This is a genomic window from Mycolicibacterium insubricum (assembly GCF_010731615.1).
GTDB lineage: Bacteria > Actinomycetota > Actinomycetes > Mycobacteriales > Mycobacteriaceae > Mycobacterium > Mycobacterium insubricum.
The window spans coordinates 1,414,965-1,430,926 of record NZ_AP022618.1 but is presented as its reverse complement, the minus strand read 5'-3'; the positions used below and the strand labels follow the sequence as shown (position 1 = coordinate 1,430,926).

Annotated in this window: 20 protein-coding genes; 3 read left to right on the top strand and 17 right to left on the bottom strand. The window is 68.7% G+C overall.

Translation table 11 applies throughout. The annotated features are described in order from the left end of the window. From map to secY, 3 genes are read right to left on the bottom strand one after another with little or no spacing between them, the layout of a single operon-like run. On the bottom strand, positions 1–798 hold the full coding sequence (map, locus tag G6N16_RS06850) for a type I methionyl aminopeptidase (RefSeq protein ID WP_163787808.1): 798 nt from the start codon (positions 796–798) through the stop codon (positions 1–3). A 3-nt stretch (positions 799–801) separates the two neighbouring features. Continuing rightward, positions 802–1,347 carry an adenylate kinase gene (locus tag G6N16_RS06845; protein WP_083031284.1) on the bottom strand — a complete coding sequence of 182 codons (546 nt, stop codon included), beginning with the start codon at positions 1,345–1,347 and terminating at the stop codon, positions 802–804. A gap of 14 nt (positions 1,348–1,361) precedes the next feature. Then, positions 1,362–2,684 (bottom strand): preprotein translocase subunit SecY, encoded by a 1,323-nt coding sequence (gene secY / locus G6N16_RS06840; RefSeq protein WP_083031285.1) that lies wholly within the window; start codon positions 2,682–2,684, stop codon positions 1,362–1,364. A 258-nt stretch (positions 2,685–2,942) separates the two neighbouring features. Here secY and G6N16_RS06835 point away from each other — a divergent pair, with 258 nt between their 5' ends. Genes G6N16_RS06835 through G6N16_RS06825 form a run of 3 tightly spaced genes read left to right on the top strand, consistent with a single transcriptional unit; the run spans position 2,943 to position 5,706 of the window. After that, the gene (locus tag G6N16_RS06835) at positions 2,943–3,863 is read left to right on the top strand and encodes an SAM-dependent methyltransferase (RefSeq protein WP_083031286.1); all 921 of its coding nucleotides are present in this window, start codon (positions 2,943–2,945) and stop codon (positions 3,861–3,863) included. Between the two features lie 10 nt (positions 3,864–3,873). Continuing rightward, complete coding sequence (locus G6N16_RS06830) at positions 3,874–4,782, top strand: SAM-dependent methyltransferase (protein WP_083031287.1); 909 nt, start codon at positions 3,874–3,876, stop codon at positions 4,780–4,782. Positions 4,783–4,791: 9 nt separating this feature from the next. Beyond that, entirely contained in the window at positions 4,792–5,706 is a 915-nt protein-coding gene (locus G6N16_RS06825) for a class I SAM-dependent methyltransferase (RefSeq protein ID WP_083031289.1), read from the top strand. Positions 5,707–5,713: 7 nt separating this feature from the next. On the opposite strand, the gene sppA is transcribed toward G6N16_RS06825, so the two are convergent. From sppA to G6N16_RS06755, 14 genes are all read right to left on the bottom strand, one after another. After that, a complete protein-coding gene (sppA, locus tag G6N16_RS06820; protein ID WP_083031290.1) occupies positions 5,714–7,495 on the bottom strand; it encodes a signal peptide peptidase SppA in 1,782 nt (593 codons plus the stop codon). A 95-nt stretch (positions 7,496–7,590) separates the two neighbouring features. Then, positions 7,591–8,037, bottom strand: a complete 447-nt coding sequence (rplO, locus tag G6N16_RS06815; protein ID WP_083031292.1) for a 50S ribosomal protein L15 — start codon at positions 8,035–8,037, stop codon at positions 7,591–7,593. After that, positions 8,034–8,216: a 50S ribosomal protein L30 gene (gene rpmD, locus G6N16_RS06810; RefSeq protein ID WP_083031293.1), complete on the bottom strand. Its 183-nt coding sequence runs from the start codon at positions 8,214–8,216 to the stop codon at positions 8,034–8,036. Before rpmD ends, rplO begins: the two co-directional genes overlap by 4 nt. 2 nt (positions 8,217–8,218) lie before the next feature. After that, a complete protein-coding gene (rpsE, locus tag G6N16_RS06805) occupies positions 8,219–8,905 on the bottom strand; it encodes a 30S ribosomal protein S5 (protein WP_179961185.1) in 687 nt (228 codons plus the stop codon). Between the two features lie 34 nt (positions 8,906–8,939). Beyond that, the gene (gene rplR / locus G6N16_RS06800; protein ID WP_083031296.1) at positions 8,940–9,344 is read right to left on the bottom strand and encodes a 50S ribosomal protein L18; all 405 of its coding nucleotides are present in this window, start codon (positions 9,342–9,344) and stop codon (positions 8,940–8,942) included. Positions 9,345–9,346: 2 nt separating this feature from the next. Beyond that, positions 9,347–9,886 (bottom strand): 50S ribosomal protein L6, encoded by a 540-nt coding sequence (gene rplF / locus G6N16_RS06795; RefSeq protein ID WP_083031298.1) that lies wholly within the window; start codon positions 9,884–9,886, stop codon positions 9,347–9,349. A 12-nt stretch (positions 9,887–9,898) separates the two neighbouring features. Then, complete coding sequence (gene rpsH, locus G6N16_RS06790) at positions 9,899–10,297, bottom strand: 30S ribosomal protein S8 (RefSeq protein ID WP_083031299.1); 399 nt, start codon at positions 10,295–10,297, stop codon at positions 9,899–9,901. A gap of 100 nt (positions 10,298–10,397) precedes the next feature. Then, positions 10,398–10,583, bottom strand: coding sequence for a type Z 30S ribosomal protein S14 (locus tag G6N16_RS06785; protein WP_083031301.1), 186 nt, complete (start codon positions 10,581–10,583; stop codon positions 10,398–10,400). A gap of 4 nt (positions 10,584–10,587) precedes the next feature. Continuing rightward, entirely contained in the window at positions 10,588–11,151 is a 564-nt protein-coding gene (gene rplE, locus G6N16_RS06780; RefSeq protein ID WP_083031303.1) for a 50S ribosomal protein L5, read from the bottom strand. Next, positions 11,148–11,471, bottom strand: a complete 324-nt coding sequence (gene rplX, locus G6N16_RS06775; protein WP_083031304.1) for a 50S ribosomal protein L24 — start codon at positions 11,469–11,471, stop codon at positions 11,148–11,150. The genes rplE and rplX overlap by 4 nt, the downstream gene beginning before the upstream one ends. Continuing rightward, positions 11,472–11,840, bottom strand: a complete 369-nt coding sequence (gene rplN, locus G6N16_RS06770; RefSeq protein ID WP_018601827.1) for a 50S ribosomal protein L14 — start codon at positions 11,838–11,840, stop codon at positions 11,472–11,474. A 563-nt stretch (positions 11,841–12,403) separates the two neighbouring features. Further along, positions 12,404–13,129 (bottom strand): type IV toxin-antitoxin system AbiEi family antitoxin, encoded by a 726-nt coding sequence (locus tag G6N16_RS06765; protein WP_234805865.1) that lies wholly within the window; start codon positions 13,127–13,129, stop codon positions 12,404–12,406. Positions 13,130–13,373: 244 nt separating this feature from the next. Beyond that, the gene (gene glgX, locus G6N16_RS06760; RefSeq protein ID WP_083031306.1) at positions 13,374–15,518 is read right to left on the bottom strand and encodes a glycogen debranching protein GlgX; all 2,145 of its coding nucleotides are present in this window, start codon (positions 15,516–15,518) and stop codon (positions 13,374–13,376) included. Between the two features lie 21 nt (positions 15,519–15,539). After that, positions 15,540–15,914 (bottom strand): pyridoxamine 5'-phosphate oxidase family protein, encoded by a 375-nt coding sequence (locus tag G6N16_RS06755; RefSeq protein WP_083031307.1) that lies wholly within the window; start codon positions 15,912–15,914, stop codon positions 15,540–15,542. Between the last annotated feature and the right edge of the window lie 48 nt (positions 15,915–15,962).

Below are 15,962 nucleotides of genomic sequence, written 5' to 3'. Positions count from 1 at the left end.
TCACCCGATCGTGAGGATCCGGGGCCCGTCGGCGGTGACGGCGACGGTGTGCTCCCAGTGTGCGGCCCGGCTGCCGTCGGTGGTCACCACGGTCCAGTCGTCGGCCAGCACCCGGGTCTTGGTGGTGCCCAGGGTCAGCATCGGCTCGATCGCCAGCACCGAACCGACAGCCAGCAGCGGCCCTCGGCCGCCGGCGCCCTCGTTGGCCAGGAACGGGTCCATGTGCATCTCGCGGCCGATGCCGTGGCCGCCGTAGCCGGCGACGATGCCGAAGCGCCGGCCCAGCTGCTTCTCGGCGGCCTTGGTGCCGCCCTCGATGGCGTGCGAGACGTCGGTGAGCCGGTTGCCGGGCAGCATCGCGGCGATGCCGGCCTCCAGGGACAGCCGGGTGGCCTCGCTCAGGGCGGCGTCGTCCGCGCTGAGCTCGCCCACCCCGAAGGTGACCGCGGAGTCGCCGTGCCAGCCGTCGACGATGGCGCCGCAGTCGATGGACACCAGGTCCCCGTCGATGAGGATCTCGGTGGCCGTCGGGATGCCGTGCACGACGCGGTCGTTGACCGACGCGCAGATGGTGGCCGGGAAGCCGTGGTAGCCGAGGAACGACGGGATGCCACCGCCGTCGCGGATGACGGACTCGGCGACGCCGTCGAGCGCCTTGGTGGAGACCCCGGCCACCGCGGCGTCGCGCACCGCGGCCAGCGCCGCGGCCACCAGGGCGCCGGCGACGGCCATGGCGTCGAGCTCACCGGGGGTGCGCTGGGGCACCACCTTGCGGCTGCGCAGGCCGGGCAACCCCACGGGTTATTTACCCAGCGCCTGCAGGGCCCGGGCGAACACGTCGTCGAGCTCACCGACGGCGTCGACCGTCTTGAGCTCGGCGCGGTAGTAGTCGAGCAGCGGAGCCGTCTCGTCGCGGTACACCCGGAACCGGTTGCGGATGACGTCCTCGGTGTCGTCGGCGCGGCCGCGGCCCTGCAGCCGGGCGACCAGCTCGTCCTCGGGCACCCGGAACTCCAGCACCGCGTCCAGCGACAGGCCGCGGCGGGCCAGCATCGCCGCCAGCGCCTCGGCCTGCGCCACCGACCGGGGGTAGCCGTCAAGGATGAAGCCGTCGGCGACGTCGGCCTGATCAAGGCGGTCGTCGACCAGGTCGTTGGTCAGGCTGGCCGGGACCAGATCGCCGGCGTCGAGGTACTTCTTGGCCTCGATGCCCAGCGGGGTGCCGGTGCTGATGTTGTGCCGGAACAGGTCTCCGGTGGAGATCTGCGGGACGCCGAGGCGCTCGGCGAGCTTCTCGGCCTGGGTTCCCTTGCCCGCACCGGGCGGGCCGAGCAGAACAATTCTCACGGCAGAACCCTCTCTCATTTCAGGAAACCCTCGTAGTTGCGCTGCATGAGCTGGCTTTCGATCTGCTTCACGGTGTCCAGACCGACGCCGATCATGATCAGCACGGCCGTGCCGCCGAACGGCAGGTTCTGCACGCCGCTGCCGTTGCCCATCTCCAGGAACAGGTTGGGCAGCACCGCGATCACACCGAGGTAGATCGAGCCGGGCAGGGTGATCCGGCTGAGCACGTACCGCAGGTAGTCCGCGGTCGGCTTACCCGGCCGGATACCGGGGATGAAGCCACCGAACTTCTTCATCTCGTCGGCCCGCTCGTCGGGGTTGAACGTGATGGAGACGTAGAAGTAGGTGAAGAAGATGATCAGGCCGAAGTAGACGGCGATGTAGATCGGGTCGGCCGGCTGAGTCAGATGGCCGGTGACGAACTTGTCCCACCAGCCGCCGCCCTTGTTCGGGTCACCGCCCTGGACCAGCTTGGTGATCATGCCCGGCACGTAGATCAGCGACGACGCGAAGATGACCGGGATGACGCCCGCCTGGTTGACCTTCAGCGGCAGGTACGTCGAGGTGCCGCCGTACATCTTGCGGCCGACCATGCGCTTGGCGTACTGCACCGGGATGCGGCGCTGGCCCTGCTCGACGAACACCACGCCGATGATGATGATCAGCGCCGCGACGCAGACCAGGGTGAAGGTGGCCCCACCGCGGCTCTGCAGGATGCTCTGCCCCTCGGACGGGATGCGGGCGGCGATGCCGGCGAAGATCAGCAGCGACATGCCGTTGCCGACGCCGCGCTCGGTGATCAGCTCACCCATCCACATCACCAGCGCCGCGCCCGCGGTCATCACGATGACGATCACCACCACGGTGAAGATCTCGTGGTCGACCAGGATCTCGGTGCCGCGGTCACAGCCCTGCAGCAGCCCGCCGTTGGCGGCCAGCGCGACGATGCTGGTGCCCTGCAGCACGGCCAGCGCGATCGACAGGTAGCGGGTGTACTGGGTCATCTTGGCCTGGCCGGCCTGCCCCTCCTTCTGCAGCTGCTCGAACCGCGGGATGACCACGACGAGCAACTGCACGATGATGCTGGCGGTGATGTAGGGCATCACGCCGACCGCGAAGACGGTCAACTGCAGCAGCGCACCACCGGAGAACAGGGTGATCAGCGAGTAGATGCCGTTGTCGGACACCTTCTCCAGGCAGTAGTGGATGTTGGCGGTGTTGACGCCGGGCGAGGGCAGCGACGCGCCGACCCGGTACAGCACGATGACACCGAGGGTGAACAGGATCTTGCGCCGAAGGTCGGGTGTCCGCATCGCCGAGATGAAAGCCGAGAGCACTCAGTTCCTCCTGGGCAGCCGAAACGGGTCGCGGCATGCCGGTGGGGCTGGCCTGGCCAGCATCGGATAGTCCAGTGTCACGCGTCGACACCGACCGGCTGAAATGCCGTCGGAGTCGGGCGCCGAACAGTCTACGAGACTAACAGCTGAAGCTTGCGGGTCCCCCATCACCGCCGATACAGCGACTTCACAATCGCACCCGGTACCATGATTATATTCGCTAACCAAATAATCGTTCTCCCCGAAACGAGGTGGCCGATGGCCCGCACCGATGACGACAGTTGGGACCTGGCCTCCAGCGTCGGCGCCACCGCGACCATGGTCGCCGCCGCCCGCGCAGTCGCCACCCGCAGCCCGAAGGCCGTCATCGACGACCGGTTCGCCGAGCCGCTGGTCCGGGCCGTCGGGGTGGACTTCTTCAGCCGGATGGCCGCCGGTGAACTCGACGCCGACGCGCTCGATTCCGACGACGGCCGCTTCGGCATCGACCGGTTCGCCGACGCGATGGCCGCCCGGACCCTGTTCTTCGACGGCGTCTTCGCCGACGCCGCCGCCACCGGGGTGCGCCAGGGCGTCATCCTGGCCTCCGGGCTCGACGCCCGCGGCTGGCGGCTGGACTGGCCGGCCGACATGGTGGTTTACGAGGTCGACCAGCCCGAGGTGATCGCCTTCAAGACGGCCACCCTGGCCTCCCTGGACGCCACGCCGACCGCAGACCTGCGCCCGATCGCCATCGACCTGCGCCAGGACTGGCCGGCCGCACTCGCCGAGGCGGGCTTCGACCCGACCGCCCCGACGGCGTGGATCGCCGAGGGGCTGGTGATGTACCTGCCCGCCGACGCCCAGGACCGGCTGCTCGACGCCATCACCGAGCTCAGCGCACCCGGCAGCTGGCTGGCCGTCGAGGCCGTCTCCCCGCCGGAGGTGCCGCTGGACCCCGACGAACAGCGGGAACGCGCGCTCAAGTCCACCGAGCGGTGGCGCAACCACGGTTTTGACCTGGACTTCTCCGAGCTGGTGTACACCGACGCGCGCACCGAGGTGCCCGCCTATCTCGGGGGCCTGGGCTGGCAGACCACCGTCCTCGACGGCAACGACATGCTGACCCGGTACGGGCTGGACCCGGTGGAGCGCGACGAGAACGCCGGCCGGCCGATCTACATCACGGCGACACGGTAGGGATCGGCAGATGACGCGGACCGACGACGACCGGTGGGACCTGGCCTCCAGCGTGGGGGTGACGGCGACGATGGTGGCCGCGGCCCGGGCACTGGCCACCGCCGAGCCCGACCCGTTGATCAACGACCCGTTCGCGGCCGGGCTGGTCCGGGCGATCGGTATCGACTACTTCACCGCGCTGGTCGACGGCACCGCGACGCTGCCCGACGAGCAGACCGCCAGCGGGATCGCGCTGATGACCGCCACCATGGCGGTGCGCACGAAGTTCTTCGACGACTTCTTCCTCGACGCCGGGGCGGCCGGGGTGCGCCAAGCGGTGATCCTGGCCTCGGGCCTGGACGCCCGGGCCTACCGGCTGGCCTGGGCCGCCGGCACCGTGGTCTACGAAATCGACCAGGAGCAGGTGCTGGCCGGCAAGGACGCCGCGCTGACCGCACTGGCTGCCACCCCCACCGCGACGCGGCGCGCGGTGGCCGTGGACCTGCGCGACGACTGGCCGGCGGCGCTGCGATCGGCCGGTTTCGACCTGGACCAGCCGTCGGCGTGGAGCGCCGAGGGCCTGCTGATGTACCTGCCGGCCGACGCCCAGGACCGGTTGTTCGACAACATCACCGCGCTGTCGGCGCCGGGCAGCCGGGTCGCCACCGAGTTCCACGGCGGTGACTTCGGCGCGGCGCTGGCCGACCGCGCCCGCAACATCGCCGCGGCCTGGCAGGGCGACGGCGCGGTGGTGGATTTCACCGAGCTGTTCTATCCGGGCGAACGCAATCACGTGTCGGACTTTCTGCGCGAACGCGGCTGGGAGGTGCACGCCCGCCCGCGGACGCAGGTGTTCGCCGACTACGGTCGCGCGCTCCCGTCCGATCCCGCCGTCGTCCCGCTCAGCGACTCGGTGGCCGTCACCGCCGTGAAGATCTAGGAGGGCCCCGTGGCACGTACCGACAACGACAGCTGGGATCTGGCGTCCAGCGTGGGCGCCACCGCGACCATGGTGGCCCTCGGCCGCGCCCTGTCCAGCCGCGAGCCGGACGCGCTGATCGACGACCCGTTCGCCGAGCCGTTGGTCCGGGCGGTCGGCATCGAGTTCTTCACCAAGGTCCTCGACGGCGACATCGACCCCGACGCGTTCCCCAACGCCTCGCCGGAGCGTGCCCGCGCGATGATCGACGGGATGGCGGTGCGGACGAAATTCTTCGACGACTACTTCACCGCGGCCGCCGACGCCGGTATCCGCCAGGTGGTGATCCTCGCGTCGGGCCTGGATTCCCGGGCCTACCGGCTGGACTGGCCGGCCGGCACCGTGGTCTACGAAATCGACCAGCCCGACGTCATCACCTTCAAGTCACGGGTGCTCGACGAGCTTGGCGCCGGCCCGCGGGCGACCCGCCGGACAGTGGCCATCGACCTGCGCGAGGACTGGCCGGCGGCGCTGACCGCCGCGGGGTTCGACCCGTCGGCGCCGACGGCGTGGCTGGCCGAGGGGCTGCTGATCTATCTGCCGCCCGCCGCCCAGGACGCCCTGTTCGACACCATCACCGCGCTGTCCGCCCCGGGCAGCGCCGCGGCCACCGAGTACGTCCCGGGCATCTTCGACTTCGACGAGGACAAGGCCCGCGAATCCTCGGCGGTGCTGCGCGAACACGGCCTGGATCTGGACATGACGGCGTTGATCTATCCCGGCCAGCGCAGCCACGTCATGGACTACCTGTCGGAGAAGGGCTGGCAGGTGACCGGGGTGTCGCGGACCGAGCTGTTCACCCGCCACGGCCTCGCGCTCCCGCCGGCGGGCGAAGGCGATGCGCTCGGCGAGATCGTCTACGTGAGCGCGACCACCCCCGGCTGAGGCCGGCTCAGAACCTGGCCTGCCCCAGCCACAGCGCCGTCGTTCCGGTCAGTTGCCGCTGGGCGCCGTCGATCATGCCGGTGACCGATCCGACGACCGCGTTCGACAGCAGCTCGGTGAGCCCGGCCGCCGGCCGCGAGGAGGCCTTGGGCCGCAGCATGTCGCGCAGCGAGCCGCCCGGCAGCTCGACGACCTTCACCTTCTTGTCGGGATCCAGGCCGGCCAGGACCTTGGCGCGACGGATCGCCGTCTGCAGTCCGCCGAGTTCGTCGACCAGGCCGCGTGCCTGGGCGTCGGCGCCCGTCCACACTCGGCCGCGGGCCACCTGCTGCACCTCCGGGATGCCGAGACCGCGGCCGTCGGCGACGCGCTGCACGAAGTCGTCGTAGAGCAGGTCCGCCTCGGCGGCGATCTGGGCGTGCTGTTGCTCGGTGAACGGCGCGTCCAGCGACCAGGCGTCGGCGTTGGCGTTGGTGCGCACGCCGTCGGAGCCGATCCCGAGCCGGTCCTTGAGGTCGCGGGCGTTGAGTTTGCCGGTGATCACCCCGATGGATCCGGTGATGGTGGCCGGATTGGCGACGATCGCGTCGGCGGACATGGAGACGTAGTAGCCGCCGGAGGCGGCGACCGCGCCCATCGACGCGACCACCGGGATGCCGCGCTCGCGGGCCCGGACCACCTCCCGCCAGATGGTTTCCGACGCGCTGACCGACCCGCCGGGACTGTCCACCCGCAGCACGATGGCGGCCACCCCGTCGGTGGCGGCCGCGGTGCGCAGGGCGGCGGCGATGGTGTCACCGCCGGCGCTGCTCTCCCCCAGCGGCAGCAGTGTGCGGTCCCCGCGACCGCTGACGATCGGGCCGACGACGTTGACCACCGCGATCGTGGTGCCCGCGCCGCGGCCCGGGATGGGCGGCGTGGGCAGCTCGGACTTGCCGGCCCGGGCGTAGCGGGCCAGGAACAGCCGGTCCGGGGCGTCCTCGTCGTCGGGGTCGGTGGCCTCGGTGCCGGTCAGTTCGGCGATGCGGGCGTAGGCCTGGTCCCGGAAGCCGATCCGGTCGACCAGGTTGGCGGCCACGGCGTCGTCGCGCAGGATCGGTGCCCGGTCGGCCAGGGCGTCGAGGTCGGCGATGTCGATGCCGCGGCTCTCGGCGACGCCGGCCCAGACCTGTTCGGCGACGCTCTCCAGCAGCCGGGTGTCGGCCTCCCGGTGGGCGGGGGTGTAGCCGTCCTCGGTGAACATCGCCGCCGCGGATTTGTATTCGCCGGTGGTGATGAACTCGGCCTCGATGCCGGCCTTGTCCAGGGCGTTGCGCAGGAACATCTTGCTGGTGGCGAAGCCGATCAGGCCGACGGTGCCCGACGGCTGCATCCAGACTTCACCGAACGCCGACGCCAGGTAGTACGACAGCGTGCCGGGGTAGCTTTCGGCCCAGGCCAGCGAGGGTTTGACGGCGCTGAACGCGGCGATCGCGGCCCGCAGTTCCTGCACCGCGCCCGGGGCCGCGGCCTCCAGCTGGACCCGGGCGATCAACCCCGCCACCCGGTCGTCGGCGGCTGCGCGCTCGATGGCGGCGATGGTCTCCCGCAGCACCAGCGGTCGTTTGGCTCCGGCCAGCGAGGCGAGCGCCGTCACCGGATCGAACCCGGCGGTCTCCGCCGGCATCCGGGTGAGGTCGAGTTCGAGCACCACGCCGGCCGGGATGCCGTGGTGGCGAGCGGTGTCGACGCGGCGGGCCAATGCCTTGAGGTCGTGGGATCCGGGCAGCCCGGAAAGCAGGGAGAGCATGGCGCCGAGCCTACCGAGGGATCCCGGCCCAAGCCGGTGCCGGATACGTCGCAGGGCCCCGCCGAAGCGGGGCCCTGCGACGGAAAATGCTGCGACTACAGCTCGGTGGCGGTACCACCGGCGGCGGTGATCGCCTCCCGGGCGCTGCCGGAGAACTTGTTGGCGGTGACGTCGATCTTGACGGACAGCTTGCCGTCGCCGAGCACCTTGACCAGTTCGTTCTTGCGGACCAGGCCCGCGCCCACCAGATCGTCGACACCCAGGGTGCCGCCGTTCGGGAACGCCTTGGCGATGTCGCCGACGTTGACGACGGCGTACTCGGTGCGGAACCGGTTGCGGAAGCCCTTGAGCTTGGGCAGACGCATGTGGATCGGCATCTGGCCACCCTCGAAGGCCGCCGGCACGTTCTTGCGCGCCTTGGTGCCCTTGGTACCGCGACCGGCGGTCTTGCCCTTGGAGCCCTCACCGCGACCGACGCGGGTCTTGGCCTTCTTGGAGCCGGGGGCGGGCTTCAGGTCGTGCAGCTTGATGACGTCGCTCACTGGACCTCCTCCACTTCCACGAGGTGGTCGACCACGCGGATCAGGCCGCGGGTCTGCGGGCTGTCCTCGCGAACCACCGACTGGCGGATCTTGCGCAGGCCCAGGGTGCGCAGGGTCTCGCGCTGCTTCCAGCGGGCCCCCACGGTGCCGCGCACCTGGGTGATCTTCAATTCAGCCATGATCAGCCATTTCCTTCACGCGCTGCCGCGGCGGCCAGCGCTTCGCTCTCCCGACGGGCGCGCAGCATGCCGGCCGGCGCCACGTCCTCGATCGGCAGGCCGCGACGGGCCGCCACCTCTTCGGGACGCTGCAGCTGCTTCAGCGCGGCAACCGTGGCGTGCACCACGTTGATCGCGTTGTCACTGCCCAGCGACTTGGCCAGGATGTCGTGCACGCCGGCGCATTCCAGCACCGCACGCGCCGCACCACCGGCGATCACACCGGTACCGGGGCTGGCCGGACGCAGCATCACGACACCGGCGGCGGCTTCGCCCTGCACCGGGTGCACGATGGTGCCGCCGATCAGCGGAACCCGGAAGAAGTTCTTGCGAGCCTCTTCGACGCCCTTGGCGATGGCCGCCGGAACTTCCTTGGCCTTGCCGTAGCCGACGCCGACCATGCCCTTGCCGTCGCCGACGATCACCAGCGCGGTGAAGCTGAACCGGCGACCACCCTTGACGACCTTGGAAACGCGGTTGATGGTGACGACCCGCTCCAGGTAGTTGCTCTTGTCACCGCGGTCGTCGCGACCGCCGCGGCCGCCACGGTCGTCGCGGCGCCCGCCGCGGTCCCCGCGGCCCGAACCGCGCTCGTCGTTGCGGCCGGTGGTGGCAGCGCCGGCGTCAGCGGCCGTAGTCTGCTCCGCCATCATGCGGTCCTTCCGTTGTTGGAATGCTCGTTCACTAGAACTTCAGCCCCCCTTCGCGGGCGGCATCGGCCAGGGCCGCGATCCGTCCGCCGTAGGTGTAGCCGCCGCGGTCGAAGACCACGGAGTCGATGCCGGCGGCCTTGGCGCGCTCGGCAATCAGTTGTCCGACGCGGACGCTGTGCGCCTTCTTGTCGCCATCGACGCCACGGACGTCGGCCTCGATGGAGGAGGCGGCGGCCAGGGTGGTGCCGGTCAGGTCGTCGATCAGCTGCACGTGGATGTGCCGGGCGGACCGGTTCACCATCAGCCGCGGCACCGCGGAGGTGCCGGCGACCTTCTTACGCAGCCGGGCGTGCCGACGCAGCCGGGCGGTCCGACGGGTGGCGGAGACGTTCTGGCCGACCGGCTGGAACGGCTTAGCTTCAGTGTTGGCAGCCATGGTTACTTACCTGTCTTTCCGACCTTGCGGCGGATCACTTCACCCTCGTACCGGATGCCCTTGCCCTTGTACGGGTCGTTCTTGCGCAACCGGCGGATGTTGGCGGCGACCTGGCCGACCTTCTGCTTGTCGATACCGGAGATCGAGAACTTGGTGGGGGTCTCCACCGCGAAGCTGACGCCCTCGGGGGCGGTGATCAGCACCGGGTGGCTGTAGCCCAAGGCGAACTCCAGGTCCTTGCCCTTGGCGACCACGCGGTAACCCACGCCGTAGATCTCCATCTTGGTGGTGTAGCCCTCGGTCACCCCGGTGACCAGGTTGGCGATCAGCGTGCGGGACAGCCCGTGCAGGCTGCGATTCTGCCGCTGGTCGTCCGGACGGGCCACCACGATGGCGCCGTCGTCGTTGCGGGAGACGCTGATCGGCGCGGCGACATCCAGGGTCAGGGCGCCCTTGGGGCCCTTGACCGCGACGTTCTGGCCGTCGATCGTGACGTCGACCCCGGCGGGAACCGGGACCGGCTGCTTTCCAATGCGTGACATGTATCTACTCCCCTACCAGACGTAAGCGAGGACTTCGCCGCCCACGCCCTGTCGTGCTGCCTGGCGGTCGGTGAGCAGGCCCGAGGACGTGGAGATGATCGCCACGCCCAGGCCGCCGAGCACCCGGGGCAGATTGGTGGATTTCGCGTAGACCCGCAGGCCGGGCTTGGAAACCCGGCGCAGGCCCGCGATGCTGCGTTCACGGCTGGGGCCGTACTTGAGCTGGACAACCAGCGACTTGCCGACCCGGGCATCCTCGGTCCGGTAGTCGCTGATGTAACCCTCGCGCTTCAGGATCTCGGCGATGTTGGCCTTGATCTTGCTGTGCGGCAGGGTCACCTCGTCGTGGAACGCCGAGTTGGCGTTGCGCAGACGCGTCAAGAAGTCTGCGATCGGATCCGTCATTGTCATGACAGCGGTGTCACCTTCCTCGCGGCGGTTCCCGGCTGGATGAGTCCAGGGGGCCTACCGCGCACCTGTTCTATGTGGTCAGTTGGTCTGTGTAGCCGGATTACCAGCTGGACTTCTGCACACCCGGCAGTTCGCCGGCGTGGGCCATTTCGCGCAGGCAGATCCGGCACAGGCCGAACTTGCGATAGACGGCGTGCGGGCGACCGCACTTGTTGCAGCGGGTGTACCCGCGCACCGCGAACTTCGGCTTCTTGTTGGCCTTGTTGACCAGAGCCTTCTTTGCCATCTGCTCAGTTCTCCTTGAACGGGAAGCCAAGGGCCCGCAGCAGCGCTCGCCCTTCGTCGTCGGTCGTCGCCGAGGTGACGACGGTGATGTCCATGCCCCGCGGGCGGTCGATGGAGTCCACGTCGATCTCGTGGAACACCGACTGCTCGGTGAGGCCGAAGGTGTAGTTGCCGGTGCCGTCGAACTGCTTGGGGCTCAGGCCGCGGAAGTCGCGGATGCGCGGCAGCGAGATGGAGATCAGCCGGTCCAGGAACTCCCACATCCGGTCGCCGCGCAGGGTGACCCGGGCGCCGATCGGCATGCCCTCGCGCAGCTTGAACTGGGCGATGGACTTGCGGGCCTTGCGGATCTCCGGCTTCTGACCGGTGATCAGCGCGAGGTCGTTGACGGCGCCGTTGATCAGCTTGGCGTCGCGGGCGGCGTCGCCGACGCCCATGTTCACGACGACCTTGGTCACGCCCGGAATGAGCATGACGTTGGGGTAGTTGAACTCGGTGTTGAGCGCGTCGCGGATCTCTTCGCGGTAGCGCTGCTTCAGCCGGGGCTGAACCTTCTCAGTCGTGGTCATGCCTTGATGTCCTTGCCGTTGGTCTTGGCGATGCGGACGCGCTTGCCGGTCTCTTCGTCGGTGCGGAACCCGACGCGGGTGGGCTTGCCGTCGGAGTCGAGCACCATCACGTTGGACACGTCGATCGGCGCTTCCTGGGTGACGATGCCGCCGGAGGAGGCACCGCGCTCGTTGGTGGAGACGGCGGTGTGCTTCTTGATCCGGTTGACGCCCTCGACGAGGACCCGGCCGCGGGTCGGGTAGGCGCGCAGCACCTTGCCCTTGGCGCCCTTGTCCTTACCGGAGATCACCAGAACGGTGTCGCCCTTGTGGACCTTCATTTACAAAACCTCCGGGGCCAGCGAGACGATCTTCATGAACTTCTTCTCGCGCAGTTCACGACCGACCGGCCCGAAGATGCGGGTGCCGCGCGGGTCGTTGTCGTTCTTGATGATGACGGCGGCGTTCTCGTCGAACTTGATGTAGCTGCCGTCGGCCCGGCGACGCTCCTTGACGGTCCGCACGACGACGGCCTTCACGACGTCACCACGCTTGACGTTGCCGCCCGGGATGGCGTCCTTGACCGTCGCGACGATGATGTCGCCGATGCCGGCGTATCGCCGCGACGAGCCACCGAGCACGCGGATGCACAAGATCTCCTTGGCGCCCGTGTTGTCGGCGACCTTCAACCGCGATTCCTGCTGAATCACTCGATCTCCCTGTTGTGTGTCTGCACGCCAGAAAACGCCACCCCGAAGGGCAGCACTTGTAACCTGACATGCGCGGTCGTTGCCACCGAAAGGCACGCGGGGCTGACATCGATACCGCAGAAGTCAGCCGAGGTCTGCCCACGGCAACCCCCTGAGTCTAGGGGAGAAGCGGCGATGGTCCAAATTGCCGCTGGTGGGGTATCGGCGGGGCTCTATTACCGGGGAGAGCCGGGGTGTACGTGGGCCGGGAGTGCGCTCAGCGTGGAGTCGGCGGTCGGGGGTGCGCTCAGCGCGTTCGGGAGTGCGCTCAGCGTGGAGTCGGCGGTCGGCAGTGCGCTCAGCGCGTTCGGGAGTGCGCTCAGCGCGGTATTCGGTCTCGGGAGTGCATTCAGCCGTGGTTTTCCCGTCGACAGTGCATTCATCGTGCCCGTTTTGCCCCAGATCCCCCTTCTGAGCACGCCCAGCGCACTCCCGACGGGAAAACCACGGCTGAGTGCACTCCCGTGCGCTGGATCTGCGCTCTGTGCACTGCCGATCGCACGCGCACCACCCAGCGGCCGCGATCAGCTCTGGGCGAACAACTCGGCGACCCGGGCCAAGACGTCGGCGCGGCTGTCCCCCGCCACAACGCGCACGATCCGCCACCCCAGACTCGCGAGGTATTCCGATCGGCGAATGTCACCGTGATACTGGCGGTCATCGAGTCGGTGCTGCTGCCCGTCGTATTCGACGCCGATCTTCGGACCCTCCCACCCCATATCGATGTAGTAGCGGACCCGCCCGTCCGGCCCGAGTATCGGTATCTGGGTTCCCGGGCGCGGATATCCCCCGCCGACGAGCACCAACCGCAGCCAGCTTTCCTTGGGAGATTGCGCGCCTGCGTCGACCAGACCGACGACCCGCGGCACGCGCGCTAGACCACGGATGTTCCGATGCCGTTCCGCCACGGCAAGGATGCTGCTCGGGTCGATCTGCGTCGCCCGCACCAGCGCGTCGAGCCGAGCGACCGCCTCGGCAACGGTCCCGACCCGAGCCAGGTCAACGGCCGTTCGCAGCGCGGTCGTCGTCGGTACCCCGCGGACCGTTTGAACTTCGTCGGGAAGGAGTAGACCCTTGCGGACGACGACCCCCTCGGGCGCCCGATAGTTCGACCAGTACAGCTCGACGGGGACGTTGTCGTCGACCCATTTCGCGCCGAGCATTGCCGAGGCCGCCAGTCCACCGACCACGCCACGCCTGCCCGACCACAGCCAGGCCGCTTCGGCCCGGTCGGGCAGGTCGAGGTCCAAGGTGTTCGGAGCCCATACTCCCGGGAGCACCCGCCGGAACCGACGGTGCAACCCGAATTCGGTGAGTTCGCCCCGAGCCAGCGCCTCGCTTGCGATCCGTAGTCCGCTCATGTCGTCACCCTGCCCGCCGGCCGGGAAACCGCAATTCACCCCGGGGCGGTTATCCCCAGCGGCTCAGAGATCCGCCGATGATGTCGGCCGCGGATAGCCACCGTTTCACATAGCGACGGCGTGCACCGCTCCCCTACCTCGCCAGCAGAACGACCGTGCTCCGCGGGTTGGCGAGATAGTGGCCGGCGGGCTCGACGGGGACCTCCGCGCCGTCGGATGAGAAATCCTGGCCCGCGGGAAGACTCGTATCGATTGCCCGGAACCAGGCGCTGCCGTCGGGCAGCGACGGGAGGGTGATGTCCCGCATCTGGAAGTCGGCGTTGAGGATGACGTAGAGCCGCGTCGCGCCGACGTTGCAGCGGTCCTCGGCCGCGTCGAGTTGATAGCACAGCGTGCGCAGCTCCGGGTTGTTCCAATCCGGTGTACCCAGATCGGGGCCGAACCAGGTCAGATCCGGAATGCCGTCGTGGTAGATGTCCTTGCCGGCGAAGAACTTGCGCTGCTGCAACACCGGGAACCGCTGGGTGAACGCGATCAGCTTGGCGAAGAAGTCCACCAGATCCTGGTGCTTGTCGACCAGGGTCCAGTCGAACCAACTGGTCTCGTTGTCCTGGCAGTAGGCGTTGTTGTTGCCGCCCTGGGTTCGGGCGAACTCGTCGCCGCCCAGGATCATCGGGGTGCCCGACGCCAACAGGAGGTAGCAGGCGAAGTTCTTCGTCTGTTGCCGCCGCAGCGCCAGCACCGCAGGATCGTCGGTGTCCCCTTCGACGCCGCAGTTCCACGAGTTGTTGTCGTTGGAGCCGTCCTGGTTGTTCTCGCCGTTGGCCTGGTTGTGTTTGTCGTTGTAGGAGACCAGGTCCCGCAGGGTGAATCCGTCGTGGCAGGTGACGAAGTTGATGCTGTTGTAGGCCGACCGGCCGTCGTCGCGGTAGAGATCGGCGGAGCCGGTCATTCGGGAGGCGAGGTCGGCCACCTGGGCGCCGTCGCCCTTTCCGAACCGCCGGACGGTGTCGCGGAACCTGCCGTTCCACTCCGACCAGTCGACGGGGAAGTTCCCCAACTGATAGGTCCCGGTGTCCCAGGGCTCGGCGATCAGGATGGTGCGATGGCGGTTGAGGACGGGATCCTGGGCCGCCGCGTCGAAGAACGCGCCGGAGGGACTGAACGTCCCGTTGTCGTCGCGGCCGAGCACGGCAGCCAGGTCGAAGCGGAATCCGTCGACGCCCATCACCTCGACCCAGTACCGCAGTGAATCCATCACCAGCCGGATGACCGCCGGGCTGTCGAACCGCAGACTGTTGCCGCAGCCCGTGTAGTTCATGTAGTAGCGCTGCGGCGCGCCCGCCGGTCCGGTCAAGCTGTAGTAGGAGGGGTTGTCGATCCCGCGGAACGCCAGGGTCGGCCCCATCTGGTTGCCTTCGCCGGTGTGGTTGTAGACGACGTCCAGGATGACCTTGATGCCCGCTCGGTGCAGCTCACGGACCAGCGTTTTGAACTCGTCGACCTGACGGCCCGGCGCCGCGCCCGTCGCATAGGAGGATTCGGGGGCGAAGAAGCCGATCGAGTTGTAGCCCCAGTAGTTGGTCAATCCCTTGTCGCACAGGAAATCATCGACGTAATGCTCGTGGACGGGCAGCAACTCGACCGCGTTCACCCCGAGGCGCTTCAGGTGCGGAATCTTCTCGATGAACCCCAGATACGTGCCCGGGTGCGCGACGCCGGACGAGTGGTGCGCCGTGAAGCCCTTCACATGCACCTCGTAGACGATCAACTCGGCGAGATCGAGGTCCGGTGACGCCGTCCCCTGCCAGTCGAACATGTCGTCAACCACAATGGCTTTGGGCACGACGGCACAGTTGTCGCGGGCGTCGGGCACCAGGTCCCGCCCGGGCGCCTCGGGGTCGTAGGCCAGCAGCAGGTTGTCGACGTTGCGGAACTTGCCGGACACCGCTTTGGCATAGGGATCGAGCAGTAGCTTGGCGTCGTTGAAGCGCAGGCCGGCCGCAGGGTTGTAGTCGCCGGACATTTTGTAGCCGTAGAGCTGGCCGGCGCGCACGCCGGCGACGAAGACGTGCCAGACGTCCCGGTCCCGACGGGTCAGTTCGATGACGTCGGTCGGCGGAGCGTCGGGACTGTCGAACAGCAGCAGGTAGACCGCGGTCGCGGCCTGGGATCGGACGGCGAAGTTGACCCCGTCTGCGCAGACCGTCGCGCCCAGCGGGAAGTAGACACCGTCGCTGACGGTCTTCGTCGTGTTCTGTGCGAGTTGCTCAGGCATACATCCCCAGCGGCACGGTCCTCATGCCTCGAACACCACGCAGTCGTGCAGACACCCCAATTCGGCGACCGCCGATCCCGGCTTGGCCCGCCGGTGCAGCAGCGCCCTGGTCGGTGTCACCCGCAGGGTTCCTGGAGTGGTTGGCGACGCCCGACCATCGACCATCAGCGCATACCCGCCCGGCTCGCGCGGCGGCCACAGGATGGTGACGATCGAATGGGCGGTGATATTGGTCGCCGTGTGGCCACCAAAAGGGCCGAGGTCGAAGACCCCGCCGGTCAGCACCGGATCGACAAGCACTGAATGCGGGCGATGGTCGTCGCCGACGGTCACCAGGAACGCCTGCTGGTACTCGTCCAGCGCGACGGCCAGCCGGTCCAGGTCCACGGTGCTCATCGGCTGCCTTCCCGTCGGGTCTTTCAGCATGCCACCCGTGGGCGAGGT